Source organism: Microbacterium longlingense (genome assembly GCF_058349825.2).
Map to the genome: position 1 here is coordinate 36,033 of NZ_JBYRJA020000006.1, position 21,082 is coordinate 57,114.

22 protein-coding genes and 1 pseudogene are annotated in these 21,082 nt (G+C 70.9%); 11 read left to right on the forward strand and 12 right to left on the reverse strand.

From position 1 onward, the window contains the following. Positions 1-47 precede the first annotated feature (47 nt). Entirely contained in the window at positions 48-563 is a 516-nt protein-coding gene (locus tag AC3RXY_RS09930; RefSeq protein WP_491510756.1) for a tetratricopeptide repeat protein, read from the reverse strand. A gap of 281 nt (positions 564-844) precedes the next feature. Here AC3RXY_RS09930 and AC3RXY_RS09935 point away from each other — a divergent pair. The 3 genes and pseudogenes from AC3RXY_RS09935 to AC3RXY_RS09945 form a co-directional block, all read left to right on the forward strand. After that, positions 845-1,177: pseudogene (locus AC3RXY_RS09935) on the forward strand (GTPase); the annotation flags it as partial. Positions 1,178-1,248: 71 nt separating this feature from the next. Continuing rightward, positions 1,249-1,398: a hypothetical protein gene (locus AC3RXY_RS09940; protein ID WP_491510757.1), complete on the forward strand. Its 150-nt coding sequence runs from the start codon at positions 1,249-1,251 to the stop codon at positions 1,396-1,398. Next, positions 1,395-2,078, forward strand: coding sequence for a hypothetical protein (locus AC3RXY_RS09945; protein ID WP_491510758.1), 684 nt, complete (start codon positions 1,395-1,397; stop codon positions 2,076-2,078). The genes AC3RXY_RS09940 and AC3RXY_RS09945 overlap by 4 nt, the downstream gene beginning before the upstream one ends. Before the next feature lie 108 nt (positions 2,079-2,186). Here AC3RXY_RS09945 and AC3RXY_RS09950 read toward each other — a convergent pair whose 3' ends face one another. Next, positions 2,187-2,639 (reverse strand): DUF7832 domain-containing protein, encoded by a 453-nt coding sequence (locus tag AC3RXY_RS09950; RefSeq protein ID WP_491510759.1) that lies wholly within the window; start codon positions 2,637-2,639, stop codon positions 2,187-2,189. A gap of 131 nt (positions 2,640-2,770) precedes the next feature. On the opposite strand from AC3RXY_RS09950, the gene AC3RXY_RS09955 reads away from it, so the two are divergent. Further along, positions 2,771-3,232, forward strand: coding sequence for a hypothetical protein (locus AC3RXY_RS09955; RefSeq protein ID WP_491510760.1), 462 nt, complete (start codon positions 2,771-2,773; stop codon positions 3,230-3,232). A 7-nt stretch (positions 3,233-3,239) separates the two neighbouring features. Then, positions 3,240-3,818, forward strand: coding sequence for a hypothetical protein (locus tag AC3RXY_RS09960; RefSeq protein WP_498224639.1), 579 nt, complete (start codon positions 3,240-3,242; stop codon positions 3,816-3,818). 1 nt (position 3,819) lies between these two features. On the opposite strand, the gene AC3RXY_RS09965 is transcribed toward AC3RXY_RS09960, so the two are convergent. Continuing rightward, positions 3,820-4,200, reverse strand: coding sequence for a hypothetical protein (locus tag AC3RXY_RS09965; protein ID WP_491510762.1), 381 nt, complete (start codon positions 4,198-4,200; stop codon positions 3,820-3,822). Between the two features lie 70 nt (positions 4,201-4,270). Beyond that, on the reverse strand, positions 4,271-5,083 hold the full coding sequence (locus tag AC3RXY_RS09970; RefSeq protein ID WP_491510763.1) for a hypothetical protein: 813 nt from the start codon (positions 5,081-5,083) through the stop codon (positions 4,271-4,273). A gap of 107 nt (positions 5,084-5,190) precedes the next feature. On the opposite strand from AC3RXY_RS09970, the gene AC3RXY_RS09975 reads away from it, so the two are divergent. Then, positions 5,191-5,643 (forward strand): aromatic ring-opening dioxygenase LigA, encoded by a 453-nt coding sequence (locus tag AC3RXY_RS09975; RefSeq protein WP_491510764.1) that lies wholly within the window; start codon positions 5,191-5,193, stop codon positions 5,641-5,643. 118 nt (positions 5,644-5,761) lie between these two features. Here AC3RXY_RS09975 and AC3RXY_RS09980 read toward each other — a convergent pair whose 3' ends face one another. Beyond that, a complete protein-coding gene (locus AC3RXY_RS09980; RefSeq protein WP_491510765.1) occupies positions 5,762-6,466 on the reverse strand; it encodes a TetR/AcrR family transcriptional regulator in 705 nt (234 codons plus the stop codon). Between the two features lie 206 nt (positions 6,467-6,672). On the opposite strand from AC3RXY_RS09980, the gene AC3RXY_RS09985 reads away from it, so the two are divergent. The 3 genes from AC3RXY_RS09985 to AC3RXY_RS09995 all read left to right on the forward strand — a co-directional run bounded on the left by AC3RXY_RS09985 (position 6,673) and on the right by AC3RXY_RS09995 (position 8,604). Next, positions 6,673-6,999 carry a nuclear transport factor 2 family protein gene (locus tag AC3RXY_RS09985; RefSeq protein WP_491510766.1) on the forward strand — a complete coding sequence of 109 codons (327 nt, stop codon included), beginning with the start codon at positions 6,673-6,675 and terminating at the stop codon, positions 6,997-6,999. Between the two features lie 351 nt (positions 7,000-7,350). After that, on the forward strand, positions 7,351-7,911 hold the full coding sequence (locus AC3RXY_RS09990; RefSeq protein ID WP_491510767.1) for an alpha/beta fold hydrolase: 561 nt from the start codon (positions 7,351-7,353) through the stop codon (positions 7,909-7,911). 27 nt (positions 7,912-7,938) lie between these two features. Beyond that, entirely contained in the window at positions 7,939-8,604 is a 666-nt protein-coding gene (locus AC3RXY_RS09995; RefSeq protein WP_491510768.1) for a mismatch-specific DNA-glycosylase, read from the forward strand. 26 nt (positions 8,605-8,630) lie between these two features. On the opposite strand, the gene AC3RXY_RS10000 is transcribed toward AC3RXY_RS09995, so the two are convergent. Then, complete coding sequence (locus AC3RXY_RS10000; protein WP_491510769.1) at positions 8,631-9,893, reverse strand: MFS transporter; 1,263 nt, start codon at positions 9,891-9,893, stop codon at positions 8,631-8,633. 72 nt (positions 9,894-9,965) lie between these two features. On the opposite strand from AC3RXY_RS10000, the gene AC3RXY_RS10005 reads away from it, so the two are divergent. Then, on the forward strand, positions 9,966-10,565 hold the full coding sequence (locus AC3RXY_RS10005; RefSeq protein WP_491510770.1) for a helix-turn-helix domain-containing protein: 600 nt from the start codon (positions 9,966-9,968) through the stop codon (positions 10,563-10,565). Between the two features lie 74 nt (positions 10,566-10,639). Here the strand turns inward: AC3RXY_RS10005 and AC3RXY_RS10010 are convergent, their stop codons facing one another. After that, complete coding sequence (locus AC3RXY_RS10010; protein ID WP_491510771.1) at positions 10,640-11,992, reverse strand: FtsX-like permease family protein; 1,353 nt, start codon at positions 11,990-11,992, stop codon at positions 10,640-10,642. After that, a complete protein-coding gene (locus AC3RXY_RS10015) occupies positions 11,989-12,696 on the reverse strand; it encodes an ABC transporter ATP-binding protein (protein WP_491510772.1) in 708 nt (235 codons plus the stop codon). Before AC3RXY_RS10015 ends, AC3RXY_RS10010 begins: the two co-directional genes overlap by 4 nt. A gap of 164 nt (positions 12,697-12,860) precedes the next feature. On the opposite strand from AC3RXY_RS10015, the gene AC3RXY_RS10020 reads away from it, so the two are divergent. Next, complete coding sequence (locus AC3RXY_RS10020) at positions 12,861-13,550, forward strand: 4'-phosphopantetheinyl transferase family protein (protein WP_491510773.1); 690 nt, start codon at positions 12,861-12,863, stop codon at positions 13,548-13,550. A 12-nt stretch (positions 13,551-13,562) separates the two neighbouring features. Here AC3RXY_RS10020 and AC3RXY_RS10025 read toward each other — a convergent pair whose 3' ends face one another. From AC3RXY_RS10025 to AC3RXY_RS10040, 4 genes are all read right to left on the reverse strand, one after another. Continuing rightward, positions 13,563-14,930: a M1 family metallopeptidase gene (locus AC3RXY_RS10025; protein ID WP_491510774.1), complete on the reverse strand. Its 1,368-nt coding sequence runs from the start codon at positions 14,928-14,930 to the stop codon at positions 13,563-13,565. Between the two features lie 9 nt (positions 14,931-14,939). Beyond that, positions 14,940-18,869: a Pls/PosA family non-ribosomal peptide synthetase gene (locus AC3RXY_RS10030; RefSeq protein ID WP_491510775.1), complete on the reverse strand. Its 3,930-nt coding sequence runs from the start codon at positions 18,867-18,869 to the stop codon at positions 14,940-14,942. A gap of 44 nt (positions 18,870-18,913) precedes the next feature. Beyond that, entirely contained in the window at positions 18,914-19,534 is a 621-nt protein-coding gene (locus AC3RXY_RS10035; protein ID WP_491510776.1) for a hypothetical protein, read from the reverse strand. A 223-nt stretch (positions 19,535-19,757) separates the two neighbouring features. Beyond that, positions 19,758-20,834 carry an alpha/beta fold hydrolase gene (locus AC3RXY_RS10040; protein ID WP_491510777.1) on the reverse strand — a complete coding sequence of 359 codons (1,077 nt, stop codon included), beginning with the start codon at positions 20,832-20,834 and terminating at the stop codon, positions 19,758-19,760. Positions 20,835-21,082 lie beyond the last annotated feature (248 nt).

Genomic DNA, 21,082 nt, shown 5'->3' on the forward strand with positions numbered 1-21,082 from the left:
GGGCGTGCATCATGCCTCTCGCAACCCCGACCCGGCGGAGCTTCGCTTCACGCTGTCTGCGGGGTGTCTGCTTCTGGTGGGGCGGTGAGCGCGGCGGCGTAGGCGCGCATTGAACGCTGATAGCGAGGCAGTGTGTCGCACTGCGCTTCGATGGCGACGCGCAGCGCCTCGTCCGTGCGGCCAGCGCTGTGCAGGGCCAGGGCGAGCACGATACGCGGGGCGGAGCCCGTCGATTCATGCGTCGGCGCGGCGCTCAGGACGGCGATCGCTTCGTCGAGTCTGCCGAGATTGCGCAGCGTCGATCCGTATTGCACCGCGAGCTGTGCATGCCGGGCCTCGTCTAGTCCGATGTCGAGTGCGCGCTCATACTGTTCACCGGCCTCCGCTTCGAAGCCCATCGAGTCATACATGCCGGCGAGCTCGAATGCCGCCCGGCCATCGGTGGCCGGACAAGCGTCGGCCAGCTCCCGCATGGCCGCGACACCGTCATCCCGGCCGAGGGAGTCGAATCTGTCCCAGAGCTCTTTGACCGAGGCTTCCCAGTCGTACACGGCGTCACCCATGGAACCCAGCTTGTCATGGTGCGCAGCCGTGCTGGCTGGAATGGGCGGGCGAATCGGCCGCACGCCGTCATCTCTGGCGTGACGCGGTGGCGTTCCCCTGCATCATCCGAGCGGCCCTTCCCAGAGTCTCTCACTTGCAACGGGGCGGACGCTGTGATCCTCTCGGCGCCGTCGGGGTCCACGGCTGCGCAGGGCGAACAGAATCGGGGCCCGGGTACGGGTTCCTGTTTCTTCACTGTCAGGACAACTACATTATCGGGCGCCGGTCTTAGGGAGAGAACATGCCGCCGGTAAACTCGGGTGTTGTGAACCTCGCTCCCGCGATCGTCGATTCGCCGAATGTCGGCAAGTCCGCTCTCTTCAACGCGCTGACCAAGAATGACGTGCTCGCGGCGAACTATCCGTTCGCGACCATCGAGCCGAACGTCGGTGTGGTGAATCTTCCCGACCCCCGCCTCGCTCAGCTCGCCGAGGTCTTCGGGAGTGAGCGGATCCTGCCGGCGACGGTGTCGTTCGTCGATATCGCCGGGATCGTCCGGGGTGCCAGCGAGGGGGAGGGCCTGGGCAACCAGTTCCTGGCCAACATCCGCGAGGCAGACGCCATCGCCCCGGTGGGTGCGGACAGTCCCGGCGCGCCGCCTGTGTCATTCACACCGACGTCGATGCGGGTTTCGTCAAAGCCGAAGTGATGTCCTTCGAAGATCCGATCGCAACCGGATCCGTGCCGAAATCGCGCGCGAAAGGCGTGGCGAAAAGGGAAAGGAATAGCGGCGTCATGCAGCACAACGATGTGGTGGAACTCCACCACGGAAACATATCTGGAGGTTCGAAATGAGCGGTATCTCGGCACGTTCAGCAGGCGTTCTGCTCGGTCTTCTCGTCGCAGCGACGTCTTTGGCGGGGTGTTCGTCCGCACCGGAGCAGGCGGAGCCGACAGCGACGGCGACGGCGACGCCGTCTGCCTCTGCGGCACCCGTGGCGTCGCCCGCGGCATCCGCTTCGCCGGAGGAGACAACACCCGCTTCGTCGTCGTCAACCGATCCCACCACGTGGACGATCGACATGAATGGCGTGGGCGACTTCCAGATCGGTGGTTCGCTGACGGACGCGCTCAGCGGCGTCTCGGCGCCGTACACGGTGAAGCCGGCGGAGAGCTGCCCGAACCCGTCGACCTCCATCCTCTCCTCCGAGACGAACCCGACGATCTGGATCATGACGAGCGGCGGATCCGATGAGATCGGTCTCGTCGCCATCGGCGGTGATGTCCCATCCGACGTCCGCAGCAGCGGATCGCCCCGCACGGCCGAGGGCATCGGCATCGGGTCCTCCCTGGAAGACGTCCAGGCCGCCTTCCCGGACGGTGTTCTCGAGTCCGCCGATCATCCGGCGCGCTTCGTCGTTTCGGGCACGGCGTCGGGTGAGGACCGCTACCTGGTGTTCTCCTTCTACGAGACCGAGGTGCAGACCATCCTGGTGCAGACGACGCCCGAGAATCTCCCCGAGTTCTGCGGATAGCACAGGATCCGCACGGCGGACCAGGAGAAGGCCTCCACGGGGTGACATCAGATGTCACCCCGTGGAGGCCTTCTCCGTCGGTGTCACGAAGGTGTCCACCGGGTACGGCTACGCGATGACCGGCGGCCGCCCCGCCGTGCGCCACGCACGGTACCGCTCGGCGATGCGTGGAGCGATCTGATCGAAGGTCTCCCATGTATCCGGAACGCGGTAAAGGTCGGTGGTCGTGGTGTCGAAGGCTGCGAGGTAGTCGTCGACGTAGCGGGAGTCGTCGTCCGTGCCCTGGTAATAGGCCGCGGCGAAGGCGTTGCCGTCGTCGGTGAGGTCGTCGCTGGTGAACTTCTCGTCCAATTCGTCGATGAGGAACTCGCCCGGTGTGGTCGTGCGCGCGGTGAGTTCGTCGAGCTCGTCCCCCAGATCATCGGCCACCTCCTCGCTGGCGAGGCCGTTGAGCATGCACCAGGTGACGAACATCCCGATGTGGGTCGCTGCGGCCTCGTCTGGGAGATCGTCGGGGTAGGTGCCACCGTAGTGCCAGCTCGCGTCGTCGTACTTGGCCATGTCAAGAGGAAACCACATCGGCGCCGCCGGCGCACGGCCATCTCGGTGCCCCGGCGCAGCCGGTGCCGGGACGGGGGCAGGGACCCGTGACGCCCGCGGGAATGCACCGGGACCGGTCTAGGCTCGATCGCATGCAGTTCACGCGGATGGTCGCGAACGTCTTCGGTTGCGTCGTCGAGATCGACGACCGCACGTTCGCGTCCGGTGTCGTCTTCGACACGGCGCCGGACGATGATCAGCTCGCTGCTGCGCTCAGCGCCGTCGAGCGCGATCTGGCTCTTGCGGCGGAGCTCGGTCTCCGACGGCTGCAGGAGCAGGTCGCGCTGCTGCTGCCAGATCCGCAGGACCGCGCGCTCCTCTCCCGCTCCGCGTTGATGCCTCTGAGCGCCTCGTGGCGTGAGACGACGCAGGAGCCGGTGGTGTCGCTGGCGTACGGGGCCGACGAGGGCGTCTGTATCGTCGCCACGATCCGGGCCGGCGCCGTCACCGAAGCCGCGGCCGCCGAGCAGGAGGCGGAGCATCCGGTGCCGGCCGGGCGCGGCCAGCAGGGGGCCTTCGGTGACGACCATCCGACGAGCACCATCGGGCAGTGAGCACACCGTGGTTCTCACGCGCTTGCGCACCCTCCCTCGTCCCGCGCCCGAGTGGACCGCGGACGCCGGTTGCGGCACTCTCACCTTCACTGCGGTTCGTGCGCCGCTGTGGGCCTTCGGAGCGTCGATAGCCGTCGTGACGCTCTGCGCCGGCGCGCTGGTGAGCGTGCTGGCGATCCTGCTCACACCCCACTCCGCGGGGGAGGCCCGGATCCTCATCGTCGCAGCAGCGCTCTTCCTGAGCCTGCCGCTCCTGCTCGCTGTGAAGGCACCCTTCCGCGCCCGCACGCGGCCGGCGACGCTCGCCTACGACCCCGGCGGCCTCACGATCACCCTCGGATCCGATGCGCTCCGAATCCCGCTGCGCGAGATCGACGACCTCATCTGGTGCACGGGCACCGAGTACGCGCGCATCGTCGTGCAGGCGTCCGGCGCGCGCCACTCATTCCTGGTCGGCATCGCCCGGCCGCTGCGCGATCACCGTGCCGACCTGCCGGACCCGCCGGCGGAGCTCGCACGCGCGCTCCACGACGCCGGTCTCTCCGCGTCAGCGCGCACGCCCGGGTACACCCGCTACCGGCGGTGAATCAGCCGATCTCCGCAGCCGGCGGCCGCTTCCGTGGGCGGCGGTTGCCCCACACGGCCCCGCGCTGCGGATCCCAGAGCATGAGGCCGTGCGCGAGCGCGATCTCCATGAGCACGCGGGTGTACTCCGCGGCAGCCGAATACGGCGCATGGACGATGATCCACGCCGTCTCCCCGTCGCGGCCGTCCGTTCCGACGAGGGCGCCGTCCGGGTCGACCTCGGCGCTCGGGAAGCGGGCGCTGATCTCGGCGAACACGGAACCGGCGTCGAAGTCTCCCATCGCGGGGTGACCCCGACCCTCGTTGATCGCGTCCCAGACGTCGACGAGCATCGCCGTCTGGGTGGACGGACTGCGTCGCCAGATCCCGAAGTCGTAGCTCATCCCAGCGATCCTACGGGCGGGCGTGCGTGCAACGCACCCCTCGCGCTCCGGGGGACGGGACTCTCCGGCATCAGCTCTCCGACGAGATCGAGACGACGTCTCCCTGCGGGTCCATCACCACGCAGATCACCAGGTCGCTCACCGCGCCGGGGAGTGCGAAGTCGATCGTGCGCCCCGTCGTGCCGGAGGCGTTCCTGGTCACGAGGAGACCCTCGATGATGCGGGCCGGGGCGGGGGCGGGTTCCTGGAAGGCGGTCGTCCAGTAGTCCGCGTCGAGTTGCTCGAGATGGTGCTGCACGAACAGGGTGGCGCCGTACTCGTCCTCCGGGGTGCCGTATGCGGCATGGATGGCGTCCCGCGCCCGCGCGACGGCGCTGTCCGAGGTGTCGTCGCTCGTCGGCGAGCTCTCCCCGCTGTGTGCCGATATCGGAGCTTCCGCGGTTCGCGGGCGGCGTCCGACCGAAGCCTGGAAACGGATGAGATAGCCATCCGGGTCTGCCACGAGGAACTGTTCCACGCCCGCTTCCTCGTCGTCCGAGACGGCGTACCATCGGGTCTCCGGCGCGAGAAAGAGCGGCGTCTGCGCTGCCTCGAGCGCCGCCAGGATCGGGGCGAGGTCTGCCACGCCGATCTGAAAGTTGATGCCGCGGCCCAGCGGGCGATCGAGAGCGCCGGTGATCCAGTTCCGGCCGATGCCCTCCTGCTCGAGCATCAGGTGTGCACGACCCCGGGTGATGGCGGCGAAGCCCTCCGCCTCCCTTCGGTAGGCGACGGTGAACCCGCACGGCCCGCACCAGAACGCCAGGCTGCGCCCGATGTCCGAGACGAGCAGCTCCGGCACGAGCGACGGCTCCCAGGATTCCATGCTCTCAGGAGATTCCATGCTCTCAGGATATGTTCCGCCGGTCGTCATACGTCGTCGTGCGCTTCCGGGAGCGGCGCGGACGTGCGACGATCGAGGGAACGTTCTTTGACGCGGAAGGAACCGCCATGACCACCTCGTCCTCTGCCCTCCGACGCGCTGGTGGACTGCTGGTCGCCGGGGGCTCGCTGTTCGCGGTGGCCGGGATCGGCGCCTGGTGCGCGGTGACCGGCCAGCTGCGCGACGAGAAGATCACCGTCCCCGGCAAGGCCCCTGTGCTGGCCGGCCGGCGCGTACAAGACCCGGTGACCGCCACCGTGCAGGCCTTCGTGATCAAGCGCGACGCCGAGCGCGGCGCCGGTGGCCGCACGTTCTCCGACATCAGTGCGGCACTGCAGACCGTCGCGCCGGACAGTGACGAAGAACGTGATCTGCGTAAGAAGAGCACGACCCTGGCGACGGCGGCTTCACTGCGCACCGCGCTGATGACCTCCGTCCTGGCGTTCGGGGTCAGCGCCCTGTCCGCCGGGCTCGGGGTGCTCCTGGCGCTCGTGGGCGCGCAGCTGCGTCGCGCGGAGTAGCCGCGCAGGCCGACGGGCATCTGCGCTTCGCTCGCATATGCGCTCTTCCCGTGGGGGAATGCGGCTGGTTTCTCCGAGTGCAGCGCACCTGTGCCAGCGGAGAGCGCGCTGTCCGGGCTCAGGGTGCGCTCTGCTCGGCGAGGACGGTGAGCCACTCGATGAGCAGCTGCGTCTCGGTGCCACCGAGCACCTCCGGTCTCGCCGCGGCGATCTCGATCGCCGCGGCGATCTCGATCGCCGCGGCGAGGGGGTCGTCGCGATCGGCCCCGGCGCCGGTGATCGCGGAGATCGTCGCCTCGCGCACCGCGAGCGAGAGCGCTGGATTCGCTGTGCCGCGGATGATCTGGCTCAGCGTCACGCCGACATTCGTCGCCAGCACGTGCGCCGCGGCCTGCTCCGGCGACACGACGAGGCGGTGCTGCTCTGCCGCCCGGGTGGTGAGGGCCAGAAGGGATGCACGCGGACGCGCCTGGGCCGCAGACGGGCACCCGGGATGGACCTGGCCGTACATCAGGGTGTAGAGACCGGGATGGGTCAAACCGAAGCGGGTGTGATCATCCCACCCGGCGCGGATGTCCTGGATCGGGTCGCCAGACCGTTCGGCATTCTCGCGCTGCAAGAGGTAGAGCTCGAACCCGCGCTCGGCCACGGCGTCGATGAGTCCCTGTTTCGAGCCGAAGAAGTGGTACAGCGTCGGCATGCCGACGCCGACCGCTGCGCACACCGTGCGCAGCGAGAAGTCCCGGCCGGGTGCGGCGGTCACGAGGTCGGCGACGGCAGAGATCAGTCGCTCTCGGGTATCGCCGGTCGTCCGTTCCGTCACGATGCTAGAGTATGCGCGTAGCAGCGATATGATGTGGTGTATCAGCGGTACGGCGGCGATGTCGGAGGGCGTATTCACGCTGTCCGGCCGGGCGTCCTCCGGATCCGGTGCGCGTCGTGTTGCGACACGGAGAGGGCGAATGCCGGGCGGGGAAGCCGCCCGGCGGTACGCACACCGTCGCTGATACGGGGGAGAAGGGGGAATTCATGGCGCAGGATGTTCCGCAGCCCGTCGCCGAGATCATCGAGCGCGTGAACGCGCACGATGAGGAGGGCTTCCTCGATGCGTTCACCGCAGACGGGGTCGTCGACGACTGGGGTCGCATCTTCGTCGGGCGCGAGGCGATCGCGCGCTGGAGCGACGCAGAGTTCATCGGTGCTCATGGTGTGCTCACCGTCGAGGAGGTCACCGTCGCCGGCGACGCCGTGACGGTCGTGGGCGACTGGCGGTCCAGCCACGCCAACGGGCGGTCTCATTTCGTCTTCGACGTCGACGGTGACCGGATCACCCGGATGACCATCCGCGAGGGCTGACGCCGGCTGGGCCAGAGAGGTGCGCGTTCCGGGGGGAGGGCGCGCAGGCGCGACGCGCTGCGGGAACGCGGCTCCGTGGACGGTGTGCTCGGGGGTGCCGCGGCGTGTGCGTGCAGACATCGGTGCTGTGGATCCCGGGGGGCATTCATTGCGCCGATGCCGTGAGGGCGGCGGCCGTTCTCGGAATGAGGGCGGCCGCCGTCGCACGCGGCGCCGGGACCGGATACCGCGCACCGTCGCGACATATTAGGCTGGCCTTACTCGCGTGTCGGGCACGTGTGCAGTCGCTCGGATTAGGGTGGGATGTCGCGCCCGACCGTGACAGACGACGAGACAGGGAGACCGACCACGATGACCGAGATCAGCACCTTCGAGCCCGAGGGCCGTGCCATCCCCTACGTCGACGAGGGAGACGGGCCGGCGCTCGTGCTCATCCCGTCGCGCGGACTCGAGGGCGGCGCGCTCGGGACGGTCTCCGACATCCTCTCCGAGGAGGGGTTCCGGGTGCTTCGCGTCGGTGTGGATATCGCCGAGGAGGCGTCGCTCGATGAGCTCGCACAGGGCGTCGCCGACGTCATGACCCATGTGGGCCTGGACGGTGCGTGGATCGGCGGACACGGCGTCGGTGGCACGGTTGCCCGTGCGTTCGCACTGAACCACGCCGGTCGTGCCGGCGGCATCCTGCTCCTCGGCGTCGAGGAGTCCGATCTGCCGCTCGCCCCGAGCCTGCCCGTGCTCATGATCCAGGGCTCCGCGGACGACATCACCCCGCCGGCGAACGGCGAGCGGCTGCGCGAGACCGCGACCGATCGCGCCAGCATCAGGATGCTCGCCGATGCGGGGCACCTCTTCCCGATGACCCACGCGTTCGACACCGCGATGGCCATCGAGGACTACCTCGACTGGGACTGACCGGCGGTCATCACCGCGTCTGGCCGCATGACGAGCAACACTCCCGCCGCGCCCCGTCGGCCGTCGCCGCTGGGAGGGCGGCGGCCGTCACGGGACGAGCTCGCGCGTTTCGCGAGCGATGACCCGCAGGCGATCGATGATGTGCTTCCCGCCCCCGGACATCCCCTTCGGCTGTTGATCGTCGGCATCAACCCGGGGCTGTGGACCGCGGCGGTCAACGCTCCGTTCGCTCATCCGGGCAATCGGTTCTGGCCATCACTGCAGCGCGCGGGGATGCTCGATCGTCCGGTCGACGCGTCGGCCGGACTGCTCCCCGCGGACGAGGCGCAGCTCGTGGACCGGGGGATCGGCATCACGAACCTCGTGGGCCGGGCGACCGTGAAGGCTTCCGAGCTGGGGCGTGATGAGTTGCGCCGCGGAGGTGCGGCCCTGGTGGCTCGGGTCGCCGAGCTGCGTCCGGCGGTCGTGGCCATCGCCGGAATCACGGCGTTCCGCACGGCCTTCGACCGGCCCCGGGCGCAGATGGGCATCCAGGAAACCGGGGGGATCCCGGGCTGGCCGGAGGGTGTCGCGCTCTGGGTCGTTCCGCAGCCGAGCGGCCTGAACGCGCACGAGACCATCGACTCCCTCGCGGACCGCTGGCGGGCGGTCTGGGGGGTGAGCGGCGGAGTCGCGCCCGCGGCCGGCGTGTGACGCCGCGGCCGCTCCGCCGCTGTTCATCACCGCGCGGCGCCCGCGAAGCGCCGGGCATGCGCCACCCAGTCGGCCTCTCTCGGCAGGGCCCGCAGGGGGCGGTTGGCGACGGCCATCAGAAGCGAGACAGCGCACAGCCCCGCGCACACCAGGAGCGTTGGCTCGCGCCCGAACCCGCTCAAGCCGAATCCGGCGATCAGGGGAGCCAGGGGCATCGCCCCCATGCCCAGCACCGCTGAGACGCTGTTCGCGCGCCCGAGCAGCTCCGTCGGCACCGCCACCATGAAGTAGCCCAGGAGTGCCGCGTTGAGCGCCGGCAGCGGGATCACCGATGCCGCCAGCACGGCGGCGACGCCCAGGGGTGTGTCGACGAGTGACAGCGCCGCCGCTCCCGCCGTCGCCGCGGCGAGCCCCGCGATCACCAGGATCCCGGCGGAGACCCGGGCGACGAGGAACGGCGCGATGGCGGCGCCGATGAGCATGGCAAGGCCCCCGCCCAGCGACACCCAGCCGATCGCGACGGGAGAGTGCCCCTGCTGCTGGAGGCCGTAGATGATCGTGTTCATCGCGGCGTTGAACCCCAGGTTGATGACCGTCGCGATCAGCAGCACGCCGCGCAGGTCGCGACGTGCGAACAGCCACACGAACCCCTCGCGCAGTGCGCTGAGGGCGGCGCGCGGCGGTTCTGCATCGCCGGGCGCCGCCGGGGGGCGTTCGGTGCGTGCCAGCCAGCCCACCGTGACGGCCGACACGAGCTGGCAGAGTGTCATGGCGGCACCGACGGCCCAGCCGCCCAGCGTGAGCAATGCCCCGCCGAGGGGTCCTCCGGCGAGCTGGAGGACGGCGTCGCGCCCCTGGTTCGCCGCCTGTGCGCGGCCGATCGCCTCATCGGGGACGAGCTGCTTGAGGGCGCTCTCGCCCGCGACATCGAAGAGCCCGCTGCGCAGCGCGAACAGGGCGTTCACCGTCAGGAGGGCGGTGAACGTGAGGGCGTCGGCCGCGGCGAGCAGCGTGAAGCCGAGCGACAGCACGACGCCGACGCCGGCCCCGATCGTCATCAGCACCAGCCGACGCCGGCGGTCTGCAAGGACCCCGCCCGCCAGCGTGGCGATGACCCTCACGGCCATGCCGACCGCTCCGATCACCCCGGCTTGGGCAGGATCGCCGGTGATCATGAGCGCGAGAAGCGGGACGGCGAAGGACGTGAGGGCGGCGGCGAGCCCCTTGGCGGTGTCGCCGGCGAGCCAGGTCAGATAGCGGGGGCGGCGCCAGAGGGAGGCGGTGGTCATGGCCACACGCTATATCCGCAAGAGCAATTGCGCAATATTAGTTGCGCAATACCCCCTGTCTAGACTGACGGCATGGAAGCGAACGCCGAGGCGGACCCCACCGCCGCGCGCACCCCCACCACGCCGATGACGGCCGCGATGTTGAAGGCCTTCACGCACCCGCTCCGCCGCGCGATCATGCAGCTCATGCGCCGCCGCGAGTTCATCCGTGCCGCCGATATCGCCGCGGAGCTCGGGGAGCCGGCGAACAAGGTCAGCTTTCACCTTCGAGCGCTCGCCGACGCCGGCCTGATCATCGAGGCGCCCGAGCGGGCACGCGATCGGAGGGACCGGGTCTGGACGCAGGTCGAAGGGACGTTCTCGATGGGCGATCCCCAGACGCCGGTGGCCGATGAAGTCCTGGGCGGGGTTGTGATGGGGGCGCTCATCGAGGAGCATCACGCGCTGGTCCGTCGCATGGCCGCGTGGGCTCCCGAGTACACGTCCGGGCGGGACCGTGAGGTGCACGGTGCCTTCACCCGTGTGGCGCTGTCGCTGACACCTGCGGGCTTCCAGACGCTGTTGGAGGGCATCGATGAAGCGGTGCGTCTCGCGAAGGAGCAGCACGATCCGGCCGATCCCGGCACCCGGGTCTATGAGGTCGACATCGTGGCGGCCGACGAACGCATCTGAGCGGGCCCATGAAGCGGCCCGCCGCGGGTGGGCCACGGCGACGGCGATGCTGCGTCCCGCCCGCGGCGCCCGGCTCAGCTGCGTCGCACCGCGTTGAACAGCGGGCGGGTCGCCGCGAGGGCGCCCAGCACGAGGAGGAAGCCGGCGGCGAAGGTGAGCGCCACCACCGCGATCGGCACCGGCGCGACGAGCACGGCGACCCCGACGAGGGGAAACGCCAGGACCACTCCGACGGCGGCCCCGCCCACAGCGGCCCAGCGCAGCGGCACGAGCACCGTCATGCGCCGCGCGCGCCGGATCTCTGCCACGGGAACCCCGAGGCGATCGAGCGCGACGACCAGGTCGCGGTCTTCGAGAACGGATGCCGCCTGTGTCACCCCCACGGAGCAGGCGAGCAGGACGAACCCCGCGGCGAGAGTCACCAGCACGCCGGTGCGGATGTCGGCGAAGATCGCCAGGGCATCGTCCTCCGCCATCGCCGCGATGCCAGCGCCCGCGCCGCCGATCACGGCGGTGAACGAGATAGCCGCGATTCCCGACACTCGGCGCCAGGCGGTGGCGGCGTGCGCGGCGAGCTCGCGCCCGGCGATCAGGCGCGCAGCGGTTCCGGCGCGACGGGCGATGCTGCGGCCTCTGGCGGCGATGAGCGGCGCGCCGATGACGTTGATCAAGAGCATCGCGCCGCCCAGCAGCACGATCAGCACCGCGGGACCTGTCAGCTGCATGAGCGCGCCGGGATTGCCCACCAGCATCACGACGATTCCCAGGCCGGCGGCACCGATCGCGATCGCCAGCAGACGCCGCGGCGGCGCATCTGTGCGGCGGCGCACCCCGAGCGGCGTCAGCCGCACCCGTCGCAGGCTCACCGCAGCGCTCGCGGTCGCCAGAACCGTGACGGCGACGACGGTCAGGCCGGTCAGCGCCCAACCGGCCCAGACGGCTGCCACGCCGACCGGACCGCCGAAGAACGGCAGGAGGCCGATCAGCGGCAGGAGCAGGCCATACAGCGCGACGCCGGCCATCGCGCCCGCGAGCGCGGTGGCGGCCGCTTCGATCACCGTGAGTGCTGCGACCTCGCCCGATGTGGCGCCCAGCAGGCGGAGTGTCGTCAGGCGGTCCTCCCGACGGCGGCTCGAGAGCCGTGCGGCGGCGGCGCCGAGCGTCGCGACCGGAACAGCCAGCAGCGCGAGAGCCAGCATGCTCAGCAGCTCGTACAGCCCAGCCCACTCGCCGTCCGCGACGGTGAAGAACATCCGCGTTCCTCCCGCGACGGCCAGCAGCAGCGCGGTGGTGACCGCGAAGGCGATCACGGGCAGCACGATGGCTGCGCGCCCCTGCCGGGAAGGACGCGCGAGGAGCACGGTGAGCGTGAGCACCCGCTGCGCGGCGCCGAGGGTGCGCGGGGCGGATGCGGTCGCCGCGGTCATCGCGAGAGCTCCGCAGCCGCTTCGAGCCGCCCGTCGCGCATCCGCAGCACACGGGTGCAGCGCCCGGCCACGACCGGATCGTGCGTGACGACGACGAGGCTCCGGCCCTGGCCGGTCGTGGCGTGCAGGAGGGCGGTCATGACCTCCTCCCCGGTGGCGGAGTCGAGGGCGCCGGTCGGTTCGTCTGCGAACACCACGGGAGCACCGGTCACCTGCGCGCGCGCGATCGCCACGCGTTGCGCCTGGCCGCCGGAGAGCTGGCCGATGCGGCGCTGCTCCATCCCGGCGAGGCCGAGCGCCGCGAGCCAGGCGGCCGCGTGGCGTTCGGCCTCGCCGCGCGGCATTCCGTTGACGAGCAGGGGAAGGGCGGCGTTCTCCTGTGCTGTGAGCTCTGGCAGCAGCAGATGGTCCTGGAAGACGAAACCCACCAGCGTGCGGCGGACGGCTGAACGCTGGTTCTCGTCCATGCCGGCCAGCTCGACGGGAGCCGCGCCGGGCCGGGTGATCCGCACCGATCCGGCGTCGGGCGCGATCACCGCGGCCAGACAGTGCAGCAGCGTGGTCTTGCCGGATCCCGAAGCGCCCATGATGGCGACGGCCTCGCCGGGGGCGATCATCACGTCGACGCCCGCGAGGGCGGTGAGGTCCCCGTACGTCTTGACGAGCCCGGTGGCATGGAGGAGCGGAGCAGCTGGTGCGTTCATGCTTCCAGCCTCCCGGCCGGCGTGCGGTGTGTCGTCGGTCCCGAGATGTATCCGGATACGCCGGGAGGATGACGCGCGGCGCCGCGACGGCTCCGCGAGAATAGGTCATCGGGCGGAGGAACAGGGCGGGGGATCTCCCGGACCAGGCGGAGCGGAGGCGGGGCGTGGGACGGAGCGGCGGCGTGCGCGTGGGGGTCGTGCACGTGCGGTGGGCCGCGGCGGAAGTCATCTCGCGAGACGCCGCGCGCGCCGTGTGCTCGCTCGGACCCGCGCAGCGTCGTCGGCTGCGAGCGCTCGCCGGCACCGATGCGGCGCGTTTCGCCACCGGGCGGATGCTGATCGCCGAACTGGCCGCCGAGATCGCCGCATCAGAGCCAGGAAGCGCAGATCTGGGCGGCATGCGCCTGGACTCCGTCTGCGCACGCTGTGGCGCAGATCACGGTGCGCCCGCACTGGTGGGCGCCCCGGTGGTGGTGAGCGTGAGCTATGCCGGACAGCTGGTGGTCGCTGCGGCCGCCCACCGTGCGCATGCCGCCTCGGTCGGCGTCGATGTCGAGACGCGGGTGCCGGGCCTGCCCATGTCCGACCTCGCGCCCCTCTTCGCCCCGGCGCCCCCGCCCGACGTCGCCGGGTGGACCAGGGTCGAAGCCGCCCTGAAAGCCGACGGTCGCGGGCTGCGGGTGTCTCCGGCCGATGTGCGGCTCGTGCCATCCACCGGGTTGGGCGGATGGCACGCCGAGCTCCCCGGCCAGAGCGGGCGGATCACGGTCGCGACCCTCCGGCACGCCGACGGCCCGCTGGCTCACGTGGTGAGCGTCGCCGTGCTCTCCCCGTCGTCCGGACCAGCCCGGTGACGGGCGCGCGCGTCAGGCCTGGCGTCGGCCGGGCAGGAGGATCGCCTCGGTCACCGGAGCCGTCACCGATGGCACAGTGCCGGGCAGGGGCGGCAGCTCCGGACGATCGAGCCATGCGTGCAGGAGCGGAGCGAGGGGTTTGCCGCTGACGGTCTCGGCGAGCGCCTGGAAGTCGGCGGGCGTCGCGACGCCCCCGCGATGAGTTGTCGTCCATTCCCGCAGGATCGCGAAGAACGCCGCGTCTCCGACGGTGAGCCGCAGCGCGTGGAGCGTGAGCGCTCCGCGCTTGTAGATGCGATCGTCGAACATGTCTGCGGGACCGGGGTCGGAGAGGATCATGTTCTGCGGCAGCGCGGCGAGCCGGGCATGGTGGGCATGTGCTTTCGCGTGGGCGGAGGGGCCGCCGGAGCGCTCCGACCAGATCCATTCGGCATAGCACGCGAAGCCCTCGTTGAGCCAGATGTCGCCCCAGCGGCCGATCCCGACGCTGTTGCCGAACCACTGGTGCGCCAGCTCGTGGGCGATGAGGCGTTCCAACCCGCCCTCGCCATCGATGTGGTTGCCGCCGAAGATGCCCATGCCCTGCGCCTCGAGCGGGATGTCGAGGTCATCCGCGGTGACCACGACCCGGTATGCCGGCAGCGGGTAGGGCCCGAACGCCTCCTCGTAGACCGCCATCATGCGGGGCAGATCGGCGAAGTCCGCTCGCACCCTGGCCTTGAGCGCGGAGGGGTAGGAGATCTTCCCCTTCGCGGATCCGAGCGGGATGGTGTCCTTGGTGTAGCGCCCGATCTGGACCGTCACCAGGTAGGTGGGGGTGGGCACATCGCTGTCGAACACCCAGCGCTGCCGCCCCTTGACGGTGCTCTTCTCGATCAGCTCACCGGCGATCACGGTGTAGCCCGGATCGGTCGTGATCTCCAGCCGATAAGTGGCCTTGTCGCTGGGCACGTCGTTGCACGGGAACCACGTGGGAGCTCCGGTGGGCTGCGACGCGACGATCACCCCGTCCTCCAGCTCCTCCCATCCGATGGTTCCCCACCGTGTGCGGCGCGGGCGGGGGGCGCCGGCGTAGGCGACCGTGACCGAGAAGGGTTCACCCGGAGAGAGGGGGGCAGGCAGAGTGATCTTGAGTTTGCGGTCGTTCTGCTGGAACGGCGTCTTCGCGCTCGTGCGACCGCCGGCGGAGGCCGACACCTTCGTCGCACGCAGGCCCACCAGATCCAGGGCGATCGCGTTCGTCGCCTCGCGGACATGCCCGTCGATCGTGGCGGTGCCGCTGAGCCGGTTGGTGGTGATGCGGTAGTCCAGCGCGAGCGTGTAGTGGTCGACACGGATGCGCGGATCGCCGCTCTGCGGGGTGTAGGGGTCGACGTTCATCTGCGGATCTCAGTCCTCCGCCGTCTGGTAGCGGCGCACCTTGACCGCGCGCCACGGCCCGATCGGGTTGCCGCTCCACCGGCTGCCCGCCGGAACCGTCTCCCCGCGCATCACCAGGGAAGCGGGGCCGACCGTGGAGTCCTGGCCCAGAGACGCGGCGGGCAGGATCACGCTGTGCGGTCCGAGAGTGGCACCCCGTTCGAGGGTGACGGTGTCGATGCTCATCACTCGATCATGGAACAGATGCGTCTGAACCACACATCCGCGGTTCACCGTGGCGCCGTCGCCGAGGGTCACGAGGTCGGGCTCGGGAAGCCAGTAGCTATCGGTCCAGACGCCCCGGCCGATCGTGGCGCCCAGCGTGCGCAGCCACACGGCGAGGGCGGGCGTGCCAGCGGCAGCGTTCGCGAACCAGGGCGCCGCGAGCATCTCGGTGAAGGTGTCCGACACCTCGGTGCGCCACACGAAGCTCGACCACAGCGGGTGCTCGCCCGGGCGGATCGGCCCGACGAACGCCCACTTGGCGATCGTGGTGATCGCGGCCGCGACCGCGCCCGCCAGCATCAGCACGGCGCCGGAGAGCAGCACCGCTGCCCAGAGACCCCAGGCCTGCACGATCATGCCCAGCGTCAGGAGCACCGCCACGCCCAGCGCGCACGTGACGATCACCGGCACGATCCGGCACAGCTCCCACGCGGCGCGCGCCACGCGCAGCCCGCCGCGTGGCCGGTAGGTGCGCTCCATGTCGGCTTCGTTGACGACGCGACGCAAGCGCACCGCGGGCGACCCCAGCCACGACGAGCCCGCCTTCGCCTTCGCCGGGGCGACGGACAGCACCGCGACGAGCGCGTTCTTCGGTACCCGGTGCCCCGCACCGGCGAGGCCGGAGTTGCCGAGGAACGCGCGCTTGCCGATGCGGGCCCGCGCGATGCGCATCCATCCGCCGGAGAGCTCATAGGTGGCGACCATCGTGTCGTCGGCCAGGAAGGCGCCGTCGTCGATGGTGGTCATGCAGGGGATCAGCAGCACGGTCGAAGCCTCGACGTCACGGCCGACCTTCGCGCCGAGCATCCGCAGCCACACCGGGGTGAAGAGACTGGAGTAGATCGGGAACAACAGCGTGCGCGCTGAGTCGAGCAATCGCTCCGTCGACCACGCCTGCCACGCCACCCGGCCGCGCACCGGGTGCACGCCCTCGACGAGGCCGATCGACAGCAGCCGCACCAGCACGAGCACACCCCCGGCGAAGACCACGCCGGCCACCAGCACCGCCGGCACGAGCAGGGCCAGGAGCCCTGGCACCGCCGCGGCGAGCGATTCTGCGCTGTGCAGCGCGGGCAGGAGCACGAGCGCCCCGACTGCGAACGACACGACCGGCAGCAGCGCGAGCAGGGTGGACGACGCCGCGTACGCCCACAGCCAGCGACGCGGCGCGGGCGGACGCTCCGGGGCGAGAGGGGCGCTCTTGCCCCCCACACGCGCGGCGGGGGAGCCCGCCCAGCGCTGTCCCGCCTTGACCCGGCCGAACACCGCAGAGCCGGGTGCCACCTCCGCGCCGCGCCCGATCTTCGTCCCCGGAGCCAGGGTCGAGCGTGCGCCGACGGTCGCGCCGGAACCGATGCGGATCTCGCCGATGCGCACGGTCCCGCCGTCGATCCAGTACCCGGAGAGGTCGACCTCCGGCTCGATCGCAGCGCCGGCACCGACCTCGAGCATCCCGGTGACCGGAGGAAGGGTGTGCAGGTCGACGCCGGGGCCGATCTTCGCCCCGAGGGCGCGGGCGTAGTAGCTCACCCACGGCGCCCCGGCGAGGCCGACCGGGTCGATCTGCTGGGCGACCTGCTCGGCCAGCCACAGGCGCAGATGCACCCCGCCGCCGCGGGGATAGTCGCCCGGTGTGACGCCCGCGAGGAGCACGCGCGCCGCGAGCGCGGACAGCCCCATCCGCCCGAAGGGGGTGGCGAACACGACCAGCCCTCCGACGAGTGTCCAGAGGGGAGCCGCCGGGAGCGCCTCGAAACCGGGGAACAGCCGCAGGATCCAGCTGGCCGTCAGCAGCCACAGCAGCCAGCGGATGCCGCTCAGGATGAACAGCGGGATGCCGGCGAGCGACTGCACCACCTGCATGATCCGCGGCGTGGGCGCCGCGGTGCTGTACACCGCGGGCCCAGCGTCATCGTCGGCCTCGTCCTCGACGGCGTCCGCCATCTGCTTGAGCCGCGGCAGGTCATAGACATCGGCCATCGTGAACTCGGGGGCGCGGCTGCGGATGCGCGAGACCAGCTGCGCCGCAGCGAGCGAACCGCCACCGAGCTGGAAGAAATCGGCGTCCTCATCGGCCGGGCGCGTGCCGAGCACCGCAGCCCACTGCTCGGCAAGCCACGCCGCGGTGCCGGAGAGCGTCGAGTCCACCGCGTCGGAGTCCACCAGAGGCCAGGGGAGAGCCGCCTTGTCGACTTTCCCGGAGGTGCGCACCGGGAGGTCGTCCATCACAGCCAGAAGCGGGATGAGCGGTGCGGGCAGGGTCTCCGCGAGCTCGGCGCGCGCCGCCGGGCGGTCGAAGCCCTCGGTGGGCACCACATAGCCGACCAGCAGCGGCACCCCGCCCTCCGACCGCTGCACCACCACCGTCGCGGCGGAGACGGAGCTCAGATTCTGCAGCGCGTTCTCGACCTCGCCGAGCTCGATGCGCCTGCCCCCGATCTTCACCTGGTCGTCGGCGCGACCCTGGAACAGCAGGCCAGCTGGCTCGGTGCGCACCAGGTCGCCGGACCGGTAGGCGCGCTCCCAGCCGAGGGTCGGCATCGGCGCGTACTTCTCGGCGTCCTTCGCGGGGTCGAGGTAGCGGGCCAGCCCGACACCCCCGATGATGAGCTCCCCGACCTCGCCGTCGGCCACGCGGTTGCCGTCGGAGTCGACCACCGCCAACGCCCAGCCGTCGAGCGGCAGGCCGATGCGAACGGGGCCGGTGCCGTCCAGCAGGGCGCCGCACGCCACGACCGTCGCCTCGGTGGGCCCGTAGGTGTTCCAGAGCTCACGCTCATCGCCCACCAGCCGGCTCACCAGCTCGGGCGGGCAGGCCTCCCCACCGAAGATCAGCAGCCGCACATTCTCGATCGCGTCCTGCGGCCAGAGCGCCGCAAGCGTCGGCACCGTCGAGACGACCGTGATGCCGTGGCCCACCAGCCACGGCCCGAGGTCCTCGCCGCTGCGGACGAGCGCCCGTGGTGCGGGCACGAGGCACGCGCCGTGACGCCAGGCCAGCCACATCTCCTCGCACGACGCGTCGAACGCGACCGACAGCCCGGCCAGCACGCGGTCGCCGGGCCCGAGCGGATCGCGCTGCAGGAACATCCGCGCCTCTGCATCGACGAAGGCGGCGGCCGAACGGTGCTGCACCGCGACGCCCTTGGGAACACCGGTCGAGCCGGAGGTGAAGATGATCCAGGCGTCGTCGTCGAGCGCCGGCTCATCGACGGTGAAGATCGCCGCGGACGCCGGATGCGGGTCGTCCCCCGCGAACAGGCCGCCCGCCGCCCCGCCCGCGGGCTGATCTCCGCGCGGGACGTAGGCCCCGCCCGCCCCGATGACACCAGCGACCGCCGCCTCGCCGAAGACGAGATCCGCGCGCTCCTGCGGGTCGTCGGCGTCGACGGGAACGTAGGCCGCGCCGGCGGCGAGCACGCCCAGGATCGCGATGTACAGTTCCCGGTCGCCCGATGGCATCCGCACGCCGACGCGATCGCCCCGCCGCACGCCGTGCTCGTGCAGGCGTGCGGCGGTGCGTCGCACGCGCACGAGGAGCTCGCCGTAGCTGAGGGCCCCGTCGGCGTCCTCGATGGCGGATGCCTCGGGGTGCCGGGTGGCGGTGTCGTTCAGGATGTCGATCAGCGTGCGCGGCGCAGGCGCCGCGTCGGAACGGTCGAGGTACTCTTGCACGTCGCTCCAGCGTCGGGTGGGTCAGGGGCGGATGCGCGCGAGCGTCAGGCCGAGAGCAGGGAGATGAGCTGCGCCTTGCTGAGGCGCGAGTATCCGCTGCGGCCCTCATCGCGCGCGCGGGCGCGCAGCTGGGCGACCGTCAGTGCGGCGAGATCGGTCGCTCCCGCCGGAGCAGCCGAGACCGGCCGCTTCTTCGACGGGAACGGCGCAGCGGACGCCTTCTGCGCGGGAGCGGGCGTCTGCGCGGGAGCCTTCTTCGCCGGAGTCTTCTGCTCTGGGCTCTTCTGCTCTGGGGTCTTCGCGGGGGCCTTCTTCTCGGTCCTCTTCTGCGCGGCCTTCTTCTCGGCATCCGCGATGGCTGCGACGGCGTCCGCGGCCTTCTTCGGTGCGGACTTCTTCTTGGCTGCCCGCGCTCCGGCGCGGCCGATCGCGTCCTCGATGCGCTCGACAGCCTCCTCGGCGGTACGGGCGACCTTCTTCGGCTTCTTGGCGAGCTTCTTGTCCGAGACCTTCGCGGCGTCCTTCGCCTCCTCGGCAAGGGCGCGGAGCTTCTTGGCGTCCTTCTGGGGCAGGGACTTGCTGATCTTCTTGGCGTCCTTCGCCGCTTCCCGTGCGGCCTCGATCGCGGCTTCGGCCGCCTTCTCCGCCTTGGTCGTCTTCGCCATGGGCGCACCTCCGCTGCTGTCCTGGACGGCGCCCGGAGGGGCCGCCGATGTGCCGCACAGAATACAGGGGCAAGGAGAACGGGAGGAGAACAGGTGCGCCCGGCCCTTCAAGGGGGCCGGTGCGAGCGCCCGATCTGCGGAGCCTGTCCCGATCCGCGGGCGGATGCCGGGGGAACGGACGCGGATCGGGACAGGAGACGCGGATCGGGCGCGGCGGCGCGGCTCAGACCTCCGTGGCGAGGAGCTCTGCGAGGTTCGCGTCGACAGCGGCCAGGAACTCCGGGTTGAATCCGAAGAGCCCGAAGTGGCCGGCGATCGAGGGGAGCACGCGCAGCTCGGCCCCCGGCGTCAGCTCCTGCTCATCCCGGGCGTCCTGCACGGGGAAGAACATGTCGTGGTCGATCGGCATCACGAAGGTCTTCGCCGTCACCCGGCCGAGTGCCGCCGCCAGATCTCCGCCGGCATTGCGGGCGACGTCGCCGCGCTGCCACTTCCAGCCCATCGTCAGCAGCGCGTTGGGGTCCATGAGCTGGAACAGTGCCCGGTTGAACCCCGCCTGGAACGTCTGGAAGTCGTCGGTCGTCTCCCCGTCGAGCATCGGCACGTCCTTCCAGAAGCCGCTCTTCCAGAAGTCCGTCGACAGCCCCATCACCGCCCAGATATCGGCGTGCCGGGCCAGGCCGTCCGCCACTTCGGTGTGCGAGGAGTATTCGCCGTCGGCGAATCCCGGGTCGCTCGTGAGGGCGTCCAGCAGGGTCTGCGTGAACAGGAAGTCGTGCGGTGTGTTCTGGGCCGTGCCGGCGATCGGGGCGGCACGCAGCACCTTCTCCGGGAACCGCACCGCCCACTCCCAGGTCTGCTGGGCGCCCATCGACCCGCCCACGACGAGGGCGAGCCGCTCGATGCCGAACACCTCGCGCAGCAGCTGCTCCTGCGCGCGCACGTCGTCTCCGATGCGCACATCCGGGAAGCGTGACATCGCGATCGACGGATCGTCGGTGTTGTGGGGGGAGGTAGACAGGCCGTTGCCGATCTGGTTGACGATGACGATGAAGTACTTCTCCGGGTCGAGGGCACGGCCGGGGCCGATGTAGACCTGCTCCCAGGTCTGGTGGGTGCCGGAGAACCACGTGGGGATGAGGATGGCGTTGCTGCGGTCGTCGTTGAGGGTGCCGAGGGTCGAGACCGCCAGCTCCAGGTTCGGGATCACCCCGCCGTCCTCGAGCTCGAACCGGCCCAGCGCGTGCATCTCGTAAGGACCCTGGGTCGCGGCGCTGTAGAAGGGGTTGTCGATGGGCATGCCGACCTCCGTGTGCGGGGGGTTGTCGGGGGAGCCGAGACGCGGGGGCGTCCGGTAGCCCGAGCCTAGGAGGGCGGCGTGGCCACGGCAATGGGGTTCCGCCGCGCGGCCACGGTGCGGGCCCAGAGCAGCGCTCTGCCGCAGACGATCTCCGGCAGCGTCGGCCCCTCGCACGTCCCGCCCCGTATCCTCATCGAGAAGGCTGTCCGTCCCGGCCGGCGGGTGCGCTCGCCGGCTACCGGGTGTCC

Bases quoted from the DNA above. Each gene is read 5' to 3' on its own strand.
- AC3RXY_RS10015 (WP_491510772.1), bottom strand. From the start codon at position 12,696: ATGAACGCACCAGCTGCTCCGCTCCTCCATGCCACCGGGCTCGTCAAG.
- AC3RXY_RS09965 (WP_491510762.1), bottom strand. From the start codon at position 4,200: ATGAGCTACGACTTCGGGATCTGGCGACGCAGTCCGTCCACCCAGACG.
- AC3RXY_RS10035 (WP_491510776.1), bottom strand. From the start codon at position 19,534: ATGGCGAAGACGACCAAGGCGGAGAAGGCGGCCGAAGCCGCGATCGAG.
- AC3RXY_RS09970 (WP_491510763.1), bottom strand. From the start codon at position 5,083: ATGGAATCTCCTGAGAGCATGGAATCCTGGGAGCCGTCGCTCGTGCCG.
- AC3RXY_RS10010 (WP_491510771.1), bottom strand. From the start codon at position 11,992: ATGACCGCGGCGACCGCATCCGCCCCGCGCACCCTCGGCGCCGCGCAG.
- AC3RXY_RS10025 (WP_491510774.1), bottom strand. From the start codon at position 14,930: ATGAACGTCGACCCCTACACCCCGCAGAGCGGCGATCCGCGCATCCGT.
- AC3RXY_RS09975 (WP_491510764.1), top strand. From the start codon at position 5,191: ATGACCACCTCGTCCTCTGCCCTCCGACGCGCTGGTGGACTGCTGGTC.
- AC3RXY_RS09945 (WP_491510758.1), top strand. From the start codon at position 1,395: ATGAGCGGTATCTCGGCACGTTCAGCAGGCGTTCTGCTCGGTCTTCTC.
- AC3RXY_RS09950 (WP_491510759.1), bottom strand. From the start codon at position 2,639: ATGGCCAAGTACGACGACGCGAGCTGGCACTACGGTGGCACCTACCCC.
- AC3RXY_RS09995 (WP_491510768.1), top strand. From the start codon at position 7,939: ATGACGAGCAACACTCCCGCCGCGCCCCGTCGGCCGTCGCCGCTGGGA.
- AC3RXY_RS09990 (WP_491510767.1), top strand. From the start codon at position 7,351: ATGACCGAGATCAGCACCTTCGAGCCCGAGGGCCGTGCCATCCCCTAC.
- AC3RXY_RS09955 (WP_491510760.1), top strand. From the start codon at position 2,771: ATGCAGTTCACGCGGATGGTCGCGAACGTCTTCGGTTGCGTCGTCGAG.
- AC3RXY_RS10005 (WP_491510770.1), top strand. From the start codon at position 9,966: ATGGAAGCGAACGCCGAGGCGGACCCCACCGCCGCGCGCACCCCCACC.
- AC3RXY_RS10000 (WP_491510769.1), bottom strand. From the start codon at position 9,893: ATGACCACCGCCTCCCTCTGGCGCCGCCCCCGCTATCTGACCTGGCTC.
- AC3RXY_RS09985 (WP_491510766.1), top strand. From the start codon at position 6,673: ATGGCGCAGGATGTTCCGCAGCCCGTCGCCGAGATCATCGAGCGCGTG.
- AC3RXY_RS09930 (WP_491510756.1), bottom strand. From the start codon at position 563: ATGGGTGACGCCGTGTACGACTGGGAAGCCTCGGTCAAAGAGCTCTGG.
- AC3RXY_RS10040 (WP_491510777.1), bottom strand. From the start codon at position 20,834: ATGCCCATCGACAACCCCTTCTACAGCGCCGCGACCCAGGGTCCTTAC.